General features: G+C 45.5%; 14 protein-coding genes. 1 reads left to right on the top strand and 13 read right to left on the bottom strand.

The features are described 5' to 3' along the window. Positions 1-8: 8 nt before the first annotated feature. The 7 genes from MKY14_RS09365 to dpsA form a co-directional block, all read right to left on the bottom strand. Positions 9-221 (bottom strand): YlzJ-like family protein, encoded by a 213-nt coding sequence (locus MKY14_RS09365; RefSeq protein ID WP_076127863.1) that lies wholly within the window; start codon positions 219-221, stop codon positions 9-11. Then, the gene (locus tag MKY14_RS09370; RefSeq protein WP_076136428.1) at positions 218-985 is read right to left on the bottom strand and encodes a ClpP family protease; all 768 of its coding nucleotides are present in this window, start codon (positions 983-985) and stop codon (positions 218-220) included. The genes MKY14_RS09365 and MKY14_RS09370 overlap by 4 nt, the downstream gene beginning before the upstream one ends. Positions 986-1,188: 203 nt before the next feature. Continuing rightward, positions 1,189-2,868, bottom strand: coding sequence for a ribonuclease J (locus tag MKY14_RS09375; protein ID WP_076127859.1), 1,680 nt, complete (start codon positions 2,866-2,868; stop codon positions 1,189-1,191). 510 nt (positions 2,869-3,378) lie between these two features. Continuing rightward, positions 3,379-4,254: a 4-hydroxy-tetrahydrodipicolinate synthase gene (gene dapA, locus MKY14_RS09380; protein ID WP_340010494.1), complete on the bottom strand. Its 876-nt coding sequence runs from the start codon at positions 4,252-4,254 to the stop codon at positions 3,379-3,381. A gap of 16 nt (positions 4,255-4,270) precedes the next feature. Continuing rightward, positions 4,271-5,494 carry an aspartate kinase gene (gene dapG / locus MKY14_RS09385; protein ID WP_036688442.1) on the bottom strand — a complete coding sequence of 408 codons (1,224 nt, stop codon included), beginning with the start codon at positions 5,492-5,494 and terminating at the stop codon, positions 4,271-4,273. Between the two features lie 260 nt (positions 5,495-5,754). Next, complete coding sequence (locus MKY14_RS09390) at positions 5,755-6,351, bottom strand: dipicolinate synthase subunit B (RefSeq protein WP_036688443.1); 597 nt, start codon at positions 6,349-6,351, stop codon at positions 5,755-5,757. A gap of 1 nt (position 6,352) precedes the next feature. Beyond that, positions 6,353-7,249 (bottom strand): dipicolinate synthase subunit DpsA, encoded by an 897-nt coding sequence (dpsA, locus tag MKY14_RS09395; RefSeq protein WP_076182605.1) that lies wholly within the window; start codon positions 7,247-7,249, stop codon positions 6,353-6,355. An 80-nt stretch (positions 7,250-7,329) separates the two neighbouring features. Here dpsA and MKY14_RS09400 point away from each other — a divergent pair, with 80 nt between their 5' ends. Continuing rightward, on the top strand, positions 7,330-7,542 hold the full coding sequence (locus tag MKY14_RS09400; protein ID WP_340976368.1) for a hypothetical protein: 213 nt from the start codon (positions 7,330-7,332) through the stop codon (positions 7,540-7,542). A gap of 314 nt (positions 7,543-7,856) precedes the next feature. Here the strand turns inward: MKY14_RS09400 and dut are convergent, their stop codons facing one another. The 6 genes from dut to MKY14_RS09430 all read right to left on the bottom strand — a co-directional run bounded on the left by dut (position 7,857) and on the right by MKY14_RS09430 (position 14,604). Next, on the bottom strand, positions 7,857-8,303 hold the full coding sequence (gene dut, locus MKY14_RS09405) for a dUTP diphosphatase (protein ID WP_172628834.1): 447 nt from the start codon (positions 8,301-8,303) through the stop codon (positions 7,857-7,859). Continuing rightward, on the bottom strand, positions 8,278-9,546 hold the full coding sequence (locus MKY14_RS09410) for a M16 family metallopeptidase (RefSeq protein WP_036688449.1): 1,269 nt from the start codon (positions 9,544-9,546) through the stop codon (positions 8,278-8,280). Before MKY14_RS09410 ends, dut begins: the two co-directional genes overlap by 26 nt. 78 nt (positions 9,547-9,624) lie before the next feature. After that, complete coding sequence (locus MKY14_RS09415) at positions 9,625-10,608, bottom strand: polysaccharide deacetylase family protein (RefSeq protein ID WP_076182607.1); 984 nt, start codon at positions 10,606-10,608, stop codon at positions 9,625-9,627. Positions 10,609-10,843: 235 nt separating this feature from the next. Beyond that, on the bottom strand, positions 10,844-12,946 hold the full coding sequence (gene pnp, locus MKY14_RS09420) for a polyribonucleotide nucleotidyltransferase (RefSeq protein ID WP_340976370.1): 2,103 nt from the start codon (positions 12,944-12,946) through the stop codon (positions 10,844-10,846). Between the two features lie 292 nt (positions 12,947-13,238). Further along, positions 13,239-13,508, bottom strand: coding sequence for a 30S ribosomal protein S15 (gene rpsO, locus MKY14_RS09425; protein WP_036656390.1), 270 nt, complete (start codon positions 13,506-13,508; stop codon positions 13,239-13,241). 148 nt (positions 13,509-13,656) lie between these two features. Beyond that, the gene (locus tag MKY14_RS09430; protein ID WP_076127848.1) at positions 13,657-14,604 is read right to left on the bottom strand and encodes a bifunctional riboflavin kinase/FAD synthetase; all 948 of its coding nucleotides are present in this window, start codon (positions 14,602-14,604) and stop codon (positions 13,657-13,659) included. Positions 14,605-14,634: the final 30 nt, after the last annotated feature.

A 14,634-nucleotide genomic window follows, 5' to 3' on the forward strand; every position in this document is an offset into this window, starting at 1 on the left:
ATGAATCTTTATGTTAATGTAATTATCGAACCTGGAGAGAACGCCGGATCTAGATAACGGTTCAGCGGACAATCCAATAATCTCACAATCCGCGCACGTCCTTCCTCCATCGGTTCAACCTGCATCAGCATGCCCTGCACACTAACTTCTCGGGTTGCGGCATAATTGTTAAATGCCCCCTCCCACACCTGTTCCATTGCAACTACTGTGTACAGTGTCATTGCGTAATCCCTCCTGGAGTCGATGCTGAGAAATCCCCGCCGATCATTCGGTTAAGATGCGCAAGTGCCGCTCCGATCCCGCCGACCTCATCCATCAGACCATATTTAACGGCATCCAAGCCCCCCACAGCCGTCCCGATATCACGATTGAGCTCACCTGTCTTAAACATGAGATCACGGAACTGTTCTTCAGAAATGCGCGAATGGGAAGTCACAAATTTAACGACGCGTTCCTGCATTTTCTCCATATACTCGAAAGTTTGCGGCACTCCGATCACTAAACCATTCATTCGAATCGGATGAATCGTCATCGTTGCACTTTCAGCAATAATCGAATAAGTGGAGGAAACTGCAATCGGCACCCCGATGCTGTGCCCGCCTCCAATGACTACGGTTACCGTTGGCTTGGAGAGGGATGCAATCATTTCCGCAATTGCTAATCCCGCTTCTACATCTCCACCTACCGTATTTAAAATGATAAGCAGGCCTTTGATGTTTTTATTCTGCTCAGCTGCCACCAGCTGCGGAATGATATGCTCATACTTTGTTGTTTTGTTCTGTGGAGGCATAACAATATGTCCTTCAATCTGACCAATAATCGTTAAGCAAAAAATATCAGGCTCTCCACTTGGGACTACTGTTTGTCCAAGCTCCTTAATCGCTCCCATTGTAGTGGGCGGCATATTTTCATTAGGATTCGGATTAGTTTCTCCTGGGACAACTTCCTCATTTTTTGCTCCATTTGATCCTTCGATGTAGTTCATCTTCGCAGCTCTCCCTTGTTATATGCAGCTCTAGTCTGCTGTTGCCTTACTAACAATCCTTAGTATGACGTTTCAGGGTGCTGCATTATGCAATTTTCAGCTTATGAACATACAAAAACCCCTTCTCCCGTGGAAACCGTCCAATATTTCCGGGGAAAAGGGGCTCAGCCCTAGCTATATATTCATTGAAGGAGAAACTCTCCTTACACTTCCATGATAATTGGCAAAATCATCGGTCTGCGGCGCGTTTGTTCATATAAGAAACGGCCCAGCGAATCTTTTACGCTTGTTTTAAGGGAAGCCCACTCATTTACTTTTTCACTCATCAGGCGTTGCAATGTACTGGATACAATTCGGTTAGCCTCGTCGAGCAGCCCTTCGGACTCCCGAACATAAACAAAACCACGTGAAATGATGTCAGGTCCAGAAACAATTGCACCATTCTGCTTGCTAAGTGTAACCACGACAACCAAGATACCATCTTGAGACAGCAACTTACGGTCACGCAATACAATGTTACCAACATCGCCTACACCTAGTCCGTCAATCAATACGTTACCAGCTGTTACTTTGCCAGCCTTACGAGCGGCACCGCCTTGGATTTCAACAATTTCACCGATTTCAGTGATGAAAATGTTCTGTGGCTCTACGCCAACCGATTCTGCCAGCAAAGCATGTTTGCGCTGCATGCGGTATTCACCGTGGATCGGAATGAAGAATTTCGGTTTCATCAGGTTAAGCATAAGCTTAAGTTCTTCTTGACTACCGTGACCGGATACGTGAACGCCGGAGTTGGAGCCGCTGTAAATCACATTAGCACCAAGACGGAACAATTCATCAATAGTACGGCCTACATACTTCTCATTACCTGGTACAGGTGTTGCTGCAATAATAACGGTATCGCCTGGCAGGATATCTACTTTGCGATGACTAGAACGTGCCATACGTGTCAATGCAGACATTGGCTCGCCTTGGCTGCCTGTGCAAAGAACAACTACACGATTTGCTGCCATTCTATTCATTTCTTCCGGTTCGATCAGCATTCCGTCAGGTACGTTCAAATATCCAAGCTCTGAAGCGATGGATACAACGTTGACCATACTACGGCCAATTACTGTAATCTTACGACCCGTAGATTCTGCTGCATTAACCACTTGTTGAATACGGTGCACATTGGAAGCAAAAGTTGCTACAACGACACGTTGCTCAGCCTTGCGGAAAATATCTTCCAGCACAATACCGACATTCTTTTCAGATGGGGTAAAGCCTGGTTTCTCAGCATTCGTACTATCCGACAAAAGAGCAAGTACGCCCTTTTGGCCAATCTCTGCCATCCGATGCAGATTTGCAAATTGACCGTTGACTGGGGTGTGGTCAAATTTGAAATCGCCCGTATGAACAACATTTCCTTCCGGAGTCTCAATGCATACACCCACGGAATCAGGAATACTGTGGTTGGTTCTAAAGAAAGTTACCTTAAGTGAGTTCCCCAATTGAATTTCTGAATCTTCGTTGATCAGAATCCGTTTGGTGTCACCCAGCAGGTTCGCTTCCTTCAATTTGTTCTCTACAAGACCTAAAGTCAATCTTGTTCCATAGACTGGAACATTCAAATTCTTCAGGACATAAGGTAGACCACCGATGTGATCCTCGTGTCCGTGAGTAAGCACAATACCTCTTACCTTGTCACGGTTCTCTGTCAAATACGAGATATCAGGAATTACGATGTCAATACCGAGCATATCCTCTTCCGGAAACTTGAGTCCCGAATCCACGACTACAATGTCAGCTCCGTATTGAATAACATACATGTTTTTCCCGATTTCTCCGACTCCGCCCAATGCGAAAATCGTCAATTTATCGTTGTTGTTTTTTTTGGACAAATGAATCTAACCCTCCTATGATGTTGGACGTCATACTTTTATTGGTAAATATCGAACTTCGATTATTTCAGCGGCGCTGAACACATTTCTTTCAAACAGCCAATAACTTCCAATCGACGAGGAAATTCCTGAAATCTGTAAAATGCGCAATGCGAAAGCTCCCGATTCCGGGCAGTAAAGTTCATATTGAAGCGGACAAACGCCGTCAAAATTCACCGTCGCGCCCCTCGCGCGAAGACATGTCATTTATTTAAACAGACTCATCTTGGGACCTATCCTGTCTCACAATGTATTACATTGACGGAAGATTACCGCATATTTAATTTTAACCGCACCCAGTCACTTAAGATCATTATACATGATTTTTTTGGCAAAAGACAAGTCATCCGCCTCGTATCCAAATTCTTTCCTTAAATTCGCCTCAATATTTCAGAAAAAAAATATAAATGCAAAAACCGGCTCCCTCAATAGAGTAGCCGGTTTAGAACGTACATCAGCAATGATTAATTCTTAGTGAAAAAGTGCTTCAATAAAAGCCGCTTCCGCTTCCGTTGGCGAAATAAGCGGCAATCTGACTCCGCCCACAGGGATCCCCTTGAGTCCTAAAGCATATTTTACAGCTGAAGGATTGGGCAGCGGTTGTGGGCATTCAAACATTCCTTTAAAAATCGGGAACAGCTGGCGATGAATCTCTCCAGCAAGCTGAACATTGCCGGAGGTATAAGCGTAAATCATTTCTGACATCTGCGCACCAACCACATGGCTAGATACACTTATAATTCCGTATCCACCGACAGCCAGACTGGCAAGACCTGAGGCATCATCACCCGTATATACACGGAAATCATCTGAACAATCAGAGGCAATAAGTGTTACCTGATCTACAGACGCGCATTCTTTCGTAGCAACGATGTTCGGAATCTCAGCAAGCCGCAGGGTAGTGGCCACGCTCATACTTACACCTGTTCGACCTGGAACATTATATAAAATCACTGGTAATGAAGTCTCTGAAGCAATCGTGGAAAAATGCTGATACAGACCTTCTTGATTCGGTTTATTATAATAAGGAACGACCAAAAGCACTCCATCTACGCCTATTTTCTCCGCTTCCTTCGTCAGCTGAATGGAATGTTTCGTGTTATTGCTGCCAGTTCCAGCAATAACTTTACAACGTCCATTCGCCTTTTCCAGCACAAAAGAAAACAGCTGCAGCTTTTCCTCATCGCTTAACGTAGGCGATTCCCCTGTCGTTCCGCAGACAACCAAAGCCTCTGATTTCTGTACCTCAATTAAATAATCGACAAGCTGTGAAGTTACATCCCAGTTGATTTCTCCATCCCCATCAAAAGGGGTTACCATGGCTGTTATTAATCTTCCGAAATCCACTTTGAATTCCTCCTTGTCAGCGGTGCAATTCAAACATAGCATGCAGCGAACGCAGGGACTGCACCATATCTTCTTTTTTCACAAGCACCCATATCGTTGTATTCGAATCCGCGGATTGTAGTATTTGAATGTTTTGCGAGCTAAGCGCCTCAACAATGCGCGCCATAATACCAGGCACACCATTAATTCCGCCCCCGATAACAGAAACTTTGGCACAACCCGACAAACTCTTAGGTCGCAAACCCAGCTGCTGTAGAGCAGAAATAGCCTTCTCTGATTTGTCATCAAAAACCGTATAAAGAGCTTCCGTAGGTGTTACATTAATAAAATCAACGCTTATCCCGTTATCTGCCATACTCTTAAAGATTTGCAGCTGCACTCCGGTTCCGTTACCGTCCGGGCATTCCACAGAAATCTGTGTAACATTGCTGACATAAGCAATCCCTGTAACGAATCGATCCACAATTCCCCCTGCTTGGATATCGTTAAATCCTTCTGGATTCGTAACCAACGTACCTTCAGCTTCTGAAAAGGTTGAACGAACACGAACTGGGATCTGTGCCTGCATAGCAATCTCAACCGCACGTGGATGAATGACTTTTGCTCCCTGATGAGCCATATTGCAAATTTCAGTATAACTAACGTAAGTTAATGGCTTAGCATCTTCAACGATCCGTGGATCTGCTGTAAGAATTCCGTTCACATCCGTATAAATATCCACCATATCAGCATGAAGAGCAGCACCCAGTGCTGTAGCAGAGGTATCACTGCCGCCACGGCCTAAAGTTGTCAAATCACCCGCTTCAGTCTGGCCCTGGAACCCGGTAACAATAACTACCTTATCCTCACGCAGCTCACGGAGAATGCGTTCCGGACGTACATCCAGAATTCTGGCATTACCGTAGTTGCTGTCTGTCAGAAATCCTGCCTGAGCTCCCGTTAATACTGTAGAAGCGATGCCTTCATTCTCCAGCAGCCCACATAGAGTAGTAGCTGAAATAATTTCGCCACAGCACATCAAGAGATCTTTTTCCCGGTCTGGAAGTGCATCTCCGTTCTGCACGGCCCAATCCAGCAAAGTGTCAGTTGCGTAAGGTTCTCCGCGACGGCCCATAGCCGATACAACAATTACAAGACTATAGCCACTTGCCAGCTCCCTTTTGACATTGCGGATTACGTGTTCTCTAGCTTGCGGTGTGGATAGCGATGTTCCTCCGAATTTTTGTACCAGAATACCCATGTATAATTCCCCCATTATTATCAAAGCAAACACACTAATCATTCGTGAAAAGATTACGGTACGTGAGCTTATTCGTTAAGTAAGTTGTTAAATGGCTGTACCGCCCTCGAACCTGAGGACGGTAGCAATACTGCTTATATTTTTTTGATAGCAATGAACTTAGCTGGTTCCACTACGTTATCTTGGCACTTCTCATTGCTCATTTGGTGCATCTCCCCTTTTATTGTCCACAACAAAATCAGCCGAGCTCTGTCAATTTTCTATGCTGAATGAAACCGTTCGATGATCATCGGCTGTAGTTGTTTACCTTGCAAAGCGGCATAGCAAGCTTCCGGGATAAGATCCATGCGTGCCACGAGCGAGTTAGGTTTACCCTCAGGGTTATCTTGACCGAATGGTACAAAATAAATATGTTTAGCCACCAGAAGCTTAGCAATATTTGCGGCATTTAGGCCCAATCCATCATTTGTAGATATCGCTAGAACTAGTGGACGTCCGTTGCGCATCTGTGATTTAGCTGCCATTAGCACGGGACTATCCGTCATGGCATTAGCCAGTTTACTCGTTGTATTTCCTGTGCAAGGTGCTATTGTCAGCACATCCAGCAGCTTGGAAGGACCCAGCGGCTCCGCTTCAACAATTGTAGAAATGATATCATTCCCTGTTATATCTTTCAACTGTTTTAACCAATTTTGCGATGTCCCAAAGCGGGTGTCTGTTCCTAGTACAGAGGCAGAAACTATAGGTACTACGTTTGCTCCCCCGTCTACGAAGCGCTGAATTTGTGGCATTACCTCAGCAAAAGTGCAATGAGATCCAGTGATCGCATACCCTACTGTTTTTCCGTGCCAATCCATTTTATTCGTCCCCCTTGATTAAAGCCTCGTCCGAAATCGACTGTACCAGCGCATTTGCCATAATAATCCCAGCGCTTTTTGGAGCTACAATGCCAGGGAGTCCTGGAGCCAGCATCGCCTTAATCCCACGTTTCTCAGCATAACGAAAGTCACAGCCGCCTGGTGCAGATGCCAGATCAATAATTACGCAATGCGGCGCAAGCCGCGAGAGCACCTGCGCGGTGATGATCATACTTGGTATCGTGTTAAATATAAGATCCACATCCGGTACGTGAAGCAGCAGCTCATTGGTCATAAAAGGCTTCCAGCCCATTTCCTCAGCACGTGCATAATGTTCTTGTTTTCTGACACCAACCTTTACACTGGCCCCCAGTCCCTGTAGACTTCGAGCCATTGTAAATCCAGTTCTACCTAAACCCAGCACCATTGACTTCGAGCTGTGAATTGTAAAATCCGTGTTCTGAATGGCCATTACCAGCGCTCCCTCCGCTGTCGGGATAGAGTTGTAAATAGCCACATCATCACGATTAAGCAGTTCGATTAACTTCAGTGAGTGCTTGGTACACATCCCGCGCAAGTAACTTTTAGCCATACCGGTATACACTAAACAATCGGATGGCAGCGCAGTGAAATGCTCCTCCAGAATCGTTAAACGCTCAGAAGAAAATAGAGCACTAATATTTCCTTCATCATCACAGCCTACCGTAGGCAACACTAATACATCTGCATTACTCAGCAGCTCTACCGTCAATTGTTCCAGGCTCACCCCTGGGCTAGGGGCCTCCCACTTATCGAACCCGGCAGCGCTTACCGTCGCATCCAATTCCACACATTTCCGAATCACTTCAAGCTGTCTCGCGTCCCCGCCCAGGAACACGATCCTGACGCCAGTAAGCATAGGGATGACGCTCCTTTCAACATACACTATCGACTATAAAGCATCTTATGCTGGGCATAGTTAATGGGTGAAGAGCGGAAATGAAATCCCCGGCACGCAAGGCTGATGATGAACTAATGGGTTACGGGTTACGGGTTACGGGTTACGGGTTACGGGTTACGGGTTACGGGTTACGGGTTACGGGTTACGGGTTACGGGTTACGGCTGATGAGTTAAGGACCGAGATGCAACTATTTGTGTATTTTTTGCCTTTTAGGAGGAGTTTCGGACTGGAGAGCTCTTATTCGATGTAAATAGGTTCGTTAACAGGTGTTATTGATCAAATAGTGACACTAGGGTCCGAAAACAGCCGAATTAAGCAGAATTGTTATAAATAAGAGCACTGGGGTCCGATAGGGGCTTCGTCTTTACTTTGACGGTAGGGTTAGAGTAGTGGCAGAGCGCCAATGAAAATGCTGAGTTTATTCGATGGGGGAATCGGAGTTAGTTGCATAACAATCGAAGAAATTAAAGTTTTGGATAATTAACTCTGCATAATAAAAAAAGCTCACGAATCATGCCTTGGGCATGAATTCGTAAGCTTTTTAAATGAATTGTAACAACAATCTTACTTGCCAGTATGGCCAAAGCCTCCGGCTCCGCGTTGAGTTTCGGACAACTCTTCCACTTCCACCAAATTAACCACTGGAACGGCTTGAAATACCATTTGGGCAATCCGCTCATTGCGAGCGATAGCAAAAGGCTCCTGCCCCAGATTGATCAAGAGCACTTTGATCTCTCCGCGGTAATCGGCGTCTATAGTTCCAGGTGTATTCAAGCAGGTAATCCCGTGCTTCAAGGCCAGTCCACTACGCGGACGGATCTGCGCTTCAAGCCCCTCTGGCATAGCCAGTGAAATCCCTGTTGGAATTAATGCCCGCTCTCCTGGTGCAAGTACAATTTCACCCGCAACGGCAGCATAAAGATCATAACCGGAAGCTTGCTCCGACATTTTACAAGGAAGATTTACATCCTCGTTTCCAGCAAGTTTATTGATTTGTACGTAATAAGACAAGATCATCTCTCCTAACATTTGCAATAGCTTTATCTGATGAGCCTACCATCGCTAAAGAAAGCGGCTCCGCGAACATATGGTCCAGCACACTGTTGATATTGTCCATCGTCACTAGCTGAATTTTGGCGATCATATCGTCCAATGTATTATGTCTTCCGAGCATAAGTTCATTTTTTCCGATACGGTTCATTCGGCTGCTAGTGCTTTCGAGACTAAGGATGAGGCTGCCTTTAAGCTGCTCCTTACCTTTTCTCAGCTCATCTTCACTGAGGCCGTTGGTAGCAAGTTCGTACATCATTTCCTTGATTAACTCCATGACATCCTTTGTTTGCTTGGGCGCTGTTCCAGCATAGACCGTAAACAGACCAGAATCTGCCTGGGAGCTGTGATAGGAATACACCGAATAAGCTAATCCGCGCTTTTCACGAATTTCCTGGAACATGCGGGAGCTCATCCCTCCGCCTACGGCATTATTAATCAGCACCATAGCATACTGCAAGGGATCGCCAGAACGGACACCTGGTAAGGAAAGACAGATGTGATTCTGCTCTGTTTTCTTGCGGTGAAATAAGAGCTCTCCATAGTAATCTGGTGGAGTCAGCGGCGCACTTGTACCATGATTATCAAAAGAACCAAAATGCTGTTCCAGCAGTTCAATCAATCCATCACTAATGTTGCCGGCAACGCTTATAACCGTATTCTCAATCGTGTATTGTTCCTTCATATACGCCCGAAGATCATCCGGCTTCATTTCCATTAGCCGTTCCTTCAAGCCAAGGATGGAATACGCAAGCGGATGGTCCTTGTAGGCAGCAGCACACATCAAATCATGCACAAGATCATCCGGCGTGTCCTCGCACATGGAAATTTCCTCAAGGATGACATTTTTTTCTTTCTCCAGCTCTTCAGCGTCCATCCGTGAACGGAAGAACATATCCGCTAACACATCTACAGCGATAGGCAGATGCTCATCCAATACTTTAGCATAATAACATGTATATTCCTTTGAGGTAAACGCATTTACATTGCCGCCGATGGCGTCAAACTGCTCAGCAATATCCTTGGCGCTGTACCGATCCGTACCTTTAAAAAGCATATGTTCTACAAAATGGGATATCCCGTTGTTTCCAGGATGTTCATTCCGAGAGCCTGTCTTTACCCAGATTCCGAAAGAAACGGACCGGCCGGTCGGGATTTTCTCCATTACCACTCGTAAACCATTGGATAACACTATTTTTTCCACTTCAAGTCCTCCTGGCTAATAGCCATGTTCTATCTAATTTAATTACACGTGCCTATAATCCTACCAGAAATACATCTCTCACTCAACATTAGAGGGGATTAGCCGCTCTGCTGAGAGCGTTTGACTTACTGTGCCTAGCTGTAACCCTTTTGCTTTGATTCCACGTATCATGGCCTTCAGAGCTTTGGAGGATGCGGCTGTGGGATGCATTAGGACTAGAGTGCCGGGTTCCGCTTTGCTTGTGATTTTGGCAACCACAGATTCAGGAGACGGATTTCGCCAATCTACGGTATCTACGGTCCATAGTACGGTTTTGAGCCCTAAGCTGCCTGCAATTTCTACCGTCTCCTGATCGAAATCACCAGAAGGGGGGGCGAACCATTTATTAGTGACTCCAAGCGATTCCTTTAACAGCTTTTGTGTCTTCTCAATTTCTACAGTAGCTCGTGCACGACTTAAAGTACTCATATTAGGGTGGGTATAAGCGTGATTCTCCATCTCATGACCGCGTTTTAGCATTTCTTTAGCCAGTTCCGGGTTTTTACTCAGCCAGCTCCCATCCAGAAAAAACGTAACTTTAACGTTCTCTTCATCCAAAACATCCAACATTGGCACAATGTACTCATTTCCCCACGCCACATTAATCATCAGCGATACCATCGGCTTAGCCGGATTCCCACGATATATGGGTTCAGCCCCCAGTTGATTCAGGGATATCTGTGGTTCGATCTGCCGATACACAAATTTTATAGGTTCTTTTGGTGCCAAAAGAGCATTCCGATATGTACTCTCTACATCAATTTCAAGCCCGTTATAACCCGGAATCGCCTTCCATACCCGATCAACCACAGCATTCACTGGAGGGGCATTAAGCTTGGCTGCGGCGGTCTCAATCCGTGCCCGAAGATCATTGTTCTCCGCCTTAGAAATATCCTTCCACACAGCTAGGTCATCCTGCGGCTTCAATTGCGCAAGCATGTCCTTTACCGGTCCCTGAGTGCTGCCAATTCCTATCACGATCGCAATACAAGCAACCACTAAAGCCACTTTTTCCGTCTTCATGACGACTTCCTCCCCGGTAGAAACGACTTGTAGTCCGTTCCACACGAATACAAAGACACTTTGTCCCAATCTATGAGACAAGAGAGGAATTTATGTCATAAGAACAGAGGCCAGAGGCGTGATAGTGATGCACATTACTTTATTTCATATAAAAAAAGAGCCAGAACGCAATCGCTTCTGTCTCCTTTTATTATGCTATTAGGTACTTTAGAAAAGGTACCTCTACAATCGAAACTTAAGCTTTAGCTCCAGTTTCCGAAGTCAATACCGCTTTACGCGACAGGTTAACCCGGCCTTGTTGGTCGATTTCGGTAACTTTAACGGTAATTGTATCCCCGACAGCTACAACATCTTCAACCTTAGCTACGCGCTCAGTAGACAATTGGGAAATGTGTACCAATCCGTCTTTACCCGGAATTAGTTCAACAAATGCTCCAAATTTCTCAATACGTCTAACTGTACCCACATAGATTTCTCCAACTTGTACTTCACGCACAAGTCCTTCGATAATCGAACGCGCCTTTTGGATCATTTCTTCATCTGAAGAACCGATAAAGACACGGCCATCTTGTTCGATGTCGATTTTTACGCCGGTTTCTTCAATAATTTTATTGATAATCTTACCGCCAGCACCGATAACATCACGGATTTTGTCCGGATTGATGTTGATAATAATGATTTTTGGAGCATATTTGGACAGATTAGGTCTTGGCGCAGAGATCGCTTCATTCATTTTGTCCAAGATGAACAGACGGCCTTCTTTAGCCTGCTGAAGTGCATCCTGAAGAATTTTGCGGTCGATACCGGCAATCTTAATGTCCATTTGAATAGCTGTAACACCTTCTGCTGTACCAGCTACCTTGAAGTCCATATCTCCGAGATGATCTTCCATACCTTGAATATCCGTCAGGATGGAGACATGCTCTCCGTCTTTGATCAGACCCATTGCTACGCCGGCTACAGGTGCTTTGATTGGCACACCAGCGTCCATCATAGCCAGAATGCTGGCACAGATACTTGCCTGGGAAGTAGAACCGTTAGATTCAATCGCTTCTGATACTAGACGAATCGTGTACGGGAATTCAGTTTCACTAGGAATAACCTTGGATAATGCACGTTCTCCAAGTGCTCCATGACCGATTTCACGGCGTCCTGGTGCTCTAAGCGGACGAGCTTCCCCTACGCTGAACGGCGGGAAGTTGTAATGGTGCATGAAACGTTTCGTTTCAGTAGGATCGATTCCGTCAAGAATTTGCACATCACCTAGTGCCCCAAGAGTACAAACGCTAAGGATTTGTGTTTGTCCACGTGTAAACAGACCGGAACCGTGTGTACGCGGTAACAGACTTGTATCACATTCAATCGGACGGATTTCATCAAGTTTACGTCCATCTGGACGAACCTTATCATGTGTGATTAGACGTCTTACTTCATCCTTCACGATATCATGTAGGACTTCTTTAACATCTTTCAGAAGCTCCGGTGCTTCTATGTACTTCTCTACGAAATACGCAACCGCTTCATCATTAACGACATCAATCGCTTCCTGACGCGCATGTTTTTCAGCTATTTTAACGGCTTCCACCAGACGAGCCTCAGCAAATGCACGGACCTCAGTATTCACGTCAGCATTCACTGTATGCAGCTTCACAGCCATTTTTTCTTTACCAGCCACTTTAACCAGTTCATCAATGGTTGCAACGATCTTGCGGATTTCATCATGACCGAACATAATCGCTTCGAGCATCACATCTTCCGTCACTTCGTTCGCTTCTGCTTCAACCATCATGATTGCATCCTTCGTTCCAGCAACCACCACATAAACATCACTGATTGCTTGCTGAGACATATCCGGATTGATCACGAACTCTCCATTAATCCGACCTACAGCAACGCCGCCGATGGGTCCATCAAAAGGCACATCGGAAATACTAAGTGCAGCTGAAGTACCGATCATAGCAGCAATATCTGGTGCGCAGTCCTGATCCACACTCATTACCATGTTCAATACCTGAACATCGTTACGGAATCCTTCAGGGAATAGTGGTCTGATTGGACGGTCTGTCAAACGGCTTGACAGAATCGCTTTCTCACTCGGTCTACCTTCCCGTTTAATAAATCCGCCAGGAATTTTACCTACCGCATATAATCTTTCCTCATAGTTAACTGTAAGCGGGAAAAAATCCAGATCCTTAGGCTCTTTTGAAGCCGTAACGGTACATAATACCGAAGTATCCCCGTAACGCACCATAACGGCTGCGTTTGCTTGTTTAGCCAGGCGGCCCGTTTCCAGCACAAGGCGTCTTCCACCCAGCTGCATTTCTACACGTTTTTCCATAAATACCTCCTTGAATAGTAGTAGACCCGCAGTCTAAAATAGCAGGTTCACATATCGATCTAAATGAATTGGAAAGGCTTGTCCCAAAGGAGGCTGCCTATTCTGTATGCATATAAGAAGAAACGGCTGGGCCTTACTGAAAAGTAAAGTCGCCGTTTTTGCGAATAATCTCATCGATCCTAATATTAAGTTTTCCCTAAATTTTCAAAAAGCAACCCAGCTGTCCCGCTGTCGCTCCGAGAAGGACATACGGTATACAACCAGGCTGCTTTAAGAGTAATCTTATGGAAAATTAACGACGCAATCCCAGTCTTTCGATCAGGGCGCTGTAACGTCTGATGTCTTTGTTTTTCAAATACGCCAGAAGTTTACGACGTTGTCCAACCATTTTCAACAATCCACGACGGGAGTGATGATCTTTCTTGTGCGTACGCAAGTGGTCAGTCAAATTAACGATGTTCTCCGTTAGGATAGCAACTTGCACCTCAGGGGATCCAGTATCGGATTCGTGAGTTTTGTGCTCGTCGATCAATTGATGTTTACGTTCTTGAGTTAATGCCATCCTGTTCACCTCCTTCAATATAATCGCCACTAGCCTCGTCACCGTCGGTGAGAACGTGCAACCAAGCTAAGGTTATGATGCTGTAAGCCAGCAACGTTACTTAGTATAGCATCTCCATTAACAAAAGTAAACGGCTTGTCCGGGATGACTATAAATTATACTCCAGAATCTTCTTCGCGGTTTCTGCATCCTCGCCAATCTGAGTAATCAATGCTCCAATGGAGTCAAACTTCCGTTCTGGACGAATGTAAGCTACCAATTCTACCTTAAGCTCTTGATCATACAGGTCACCCTCGAAGTCAAAAAGATGAACCTCAAAGCTCGGAGTTAACACACCCTCATGAAAGGTTGGTTTAACACCCACATTCATAACCCCGTACAGAACTTTATCCTTATAAAAGACTCGGACCGCATATACACCTTTGGTCGGAATGACAAAATGATCACTGAGCTTCAAATTGGCAGTTGGAAAACCAATTGTGCGGCCTCTCTTCTCACCATGCCCCACTTCACCACGCAGATGATAGCAACGTCCGAACCAGGAGTTTGCCAGCCCCAGATCTCCATTTTGGAGACTTTTACGAATGCCGGAGCTGCTAACCTTTTCACCTTCAAGCAGAAAAGGAGGAGCAACTTCCACATTCATAACACCTTCACCCAGTTTGCGAAGCATCTCAACATCGCCTTCACCTTGGTAGCCAAAGCGAAAGTCAAAGCCAACAACTGCTGTTACAATATGTAGCGGTAAAAGCATAACAGAGACAAAATTCTGTGGACTAACCCGGGAAAGCTGCTCATTAAATTCAACAACATACAGGATATCGACACCCATGCTGGCAAGAATCTCTTGCTTTTCAAAGGGTGGCGTCAAGTACCCTTCATAATCTCCCTTACCCATAACATCTTTGGGATGAGGATGAAATGTAAGGACTGCAGCCGGCACACCTTGTTTACGGGCTAAGGCTACAGCGGATGTAATGACGCTGGCATGTCCACGATGCAGGCCGTCAAACTGCCCTAGAGCAGCCACTTGAGGTTGTGCCCATTCGGCAGCAGTCTCCGGCGACATCGGATAGGTTAACGTTACGGTTCTCACGCTGTTTCTCACCTACAATTCACTTGGTAA

Origin of the sequence: Paenibacillus sp. FSL R5-0887 (genome assembly GCF_038002305.1) — a bacterium.
GTDB lineage: Bacteria > Bacillota > Bacilli > Paenibacillales > Paenibacillaceae > Paenibacillus_AQ > Paenibacillus_AQ odorifer.

What these genes read in the sequence shown, in the direction of transcription:
- MKY14_RS09365 (WP_076127863.1), bottom strand. Translation starts at nt 221, where the DNA reads ATGACACTGTACACAGTAGTTGCAATGGAACAGGTGTGGGAGGGGGCA.
- MKY14_RS09370 (WP_076136428.1), bottom strand. Translation starts at nt 985, where the DNA reads ATGAACTACATCGAAGGATCAAATGGAGCAAAAAATGAGGAAGTTGTC.
- dapG (WP_036688442.1), bottom strand. Translation starts at nt 5,494, where the DNA reads ATGGGTATTCTGGTACAAAAATTCGGAGGAACATCGCTATCCACACCG.
- MKY14_RS09390 (WP_036688443.1), bottom strand. Translation starts at nt 6,351, where the DNA reads ATGGATTGGCACGGAAAAACAGTAGGGTATGCGATCACTGGATCTCAT.
- dpsA (WP_076182605.1), bottom strand. Translation starts at nt 7,249, where the DNA reads ATGCTTACTGGCGTCAGGATCGTGTTCCTGGGCGGGGACGCGAGACAG.
- MKY14_RS09400 (WP_340976368.1), top strand. Translation starts at nt 7,330, where the DNA reads ATGAAATCCCCGGCACGCAAGGCTGATGATGAACTAATGGGTTACGGG.
- MKY14_RS09415 (WP_076182607.1), bottom strand. Translation starts at nt 10,608, where the DNA reads ATGAAGACGGAAAAAGTGGCTTTAGTGGTTGCTTGTATTGCGATCGTG.
- pnp (WP_340976370.1), bottom strand. Translation starts at nt 12,946, where the DNA reads ATGGAAAAACGTGTAGAAATGCAGCTGGGTGGAAGACGCCTTGTGCTG.
- rpsO (WP_036656390.1), bottom strand. Translation starts at nt 13,508, where the DNA reads ATGGCATTAACTCAAGAACGTAAACATCAATTGATCGACGAGCACAAA.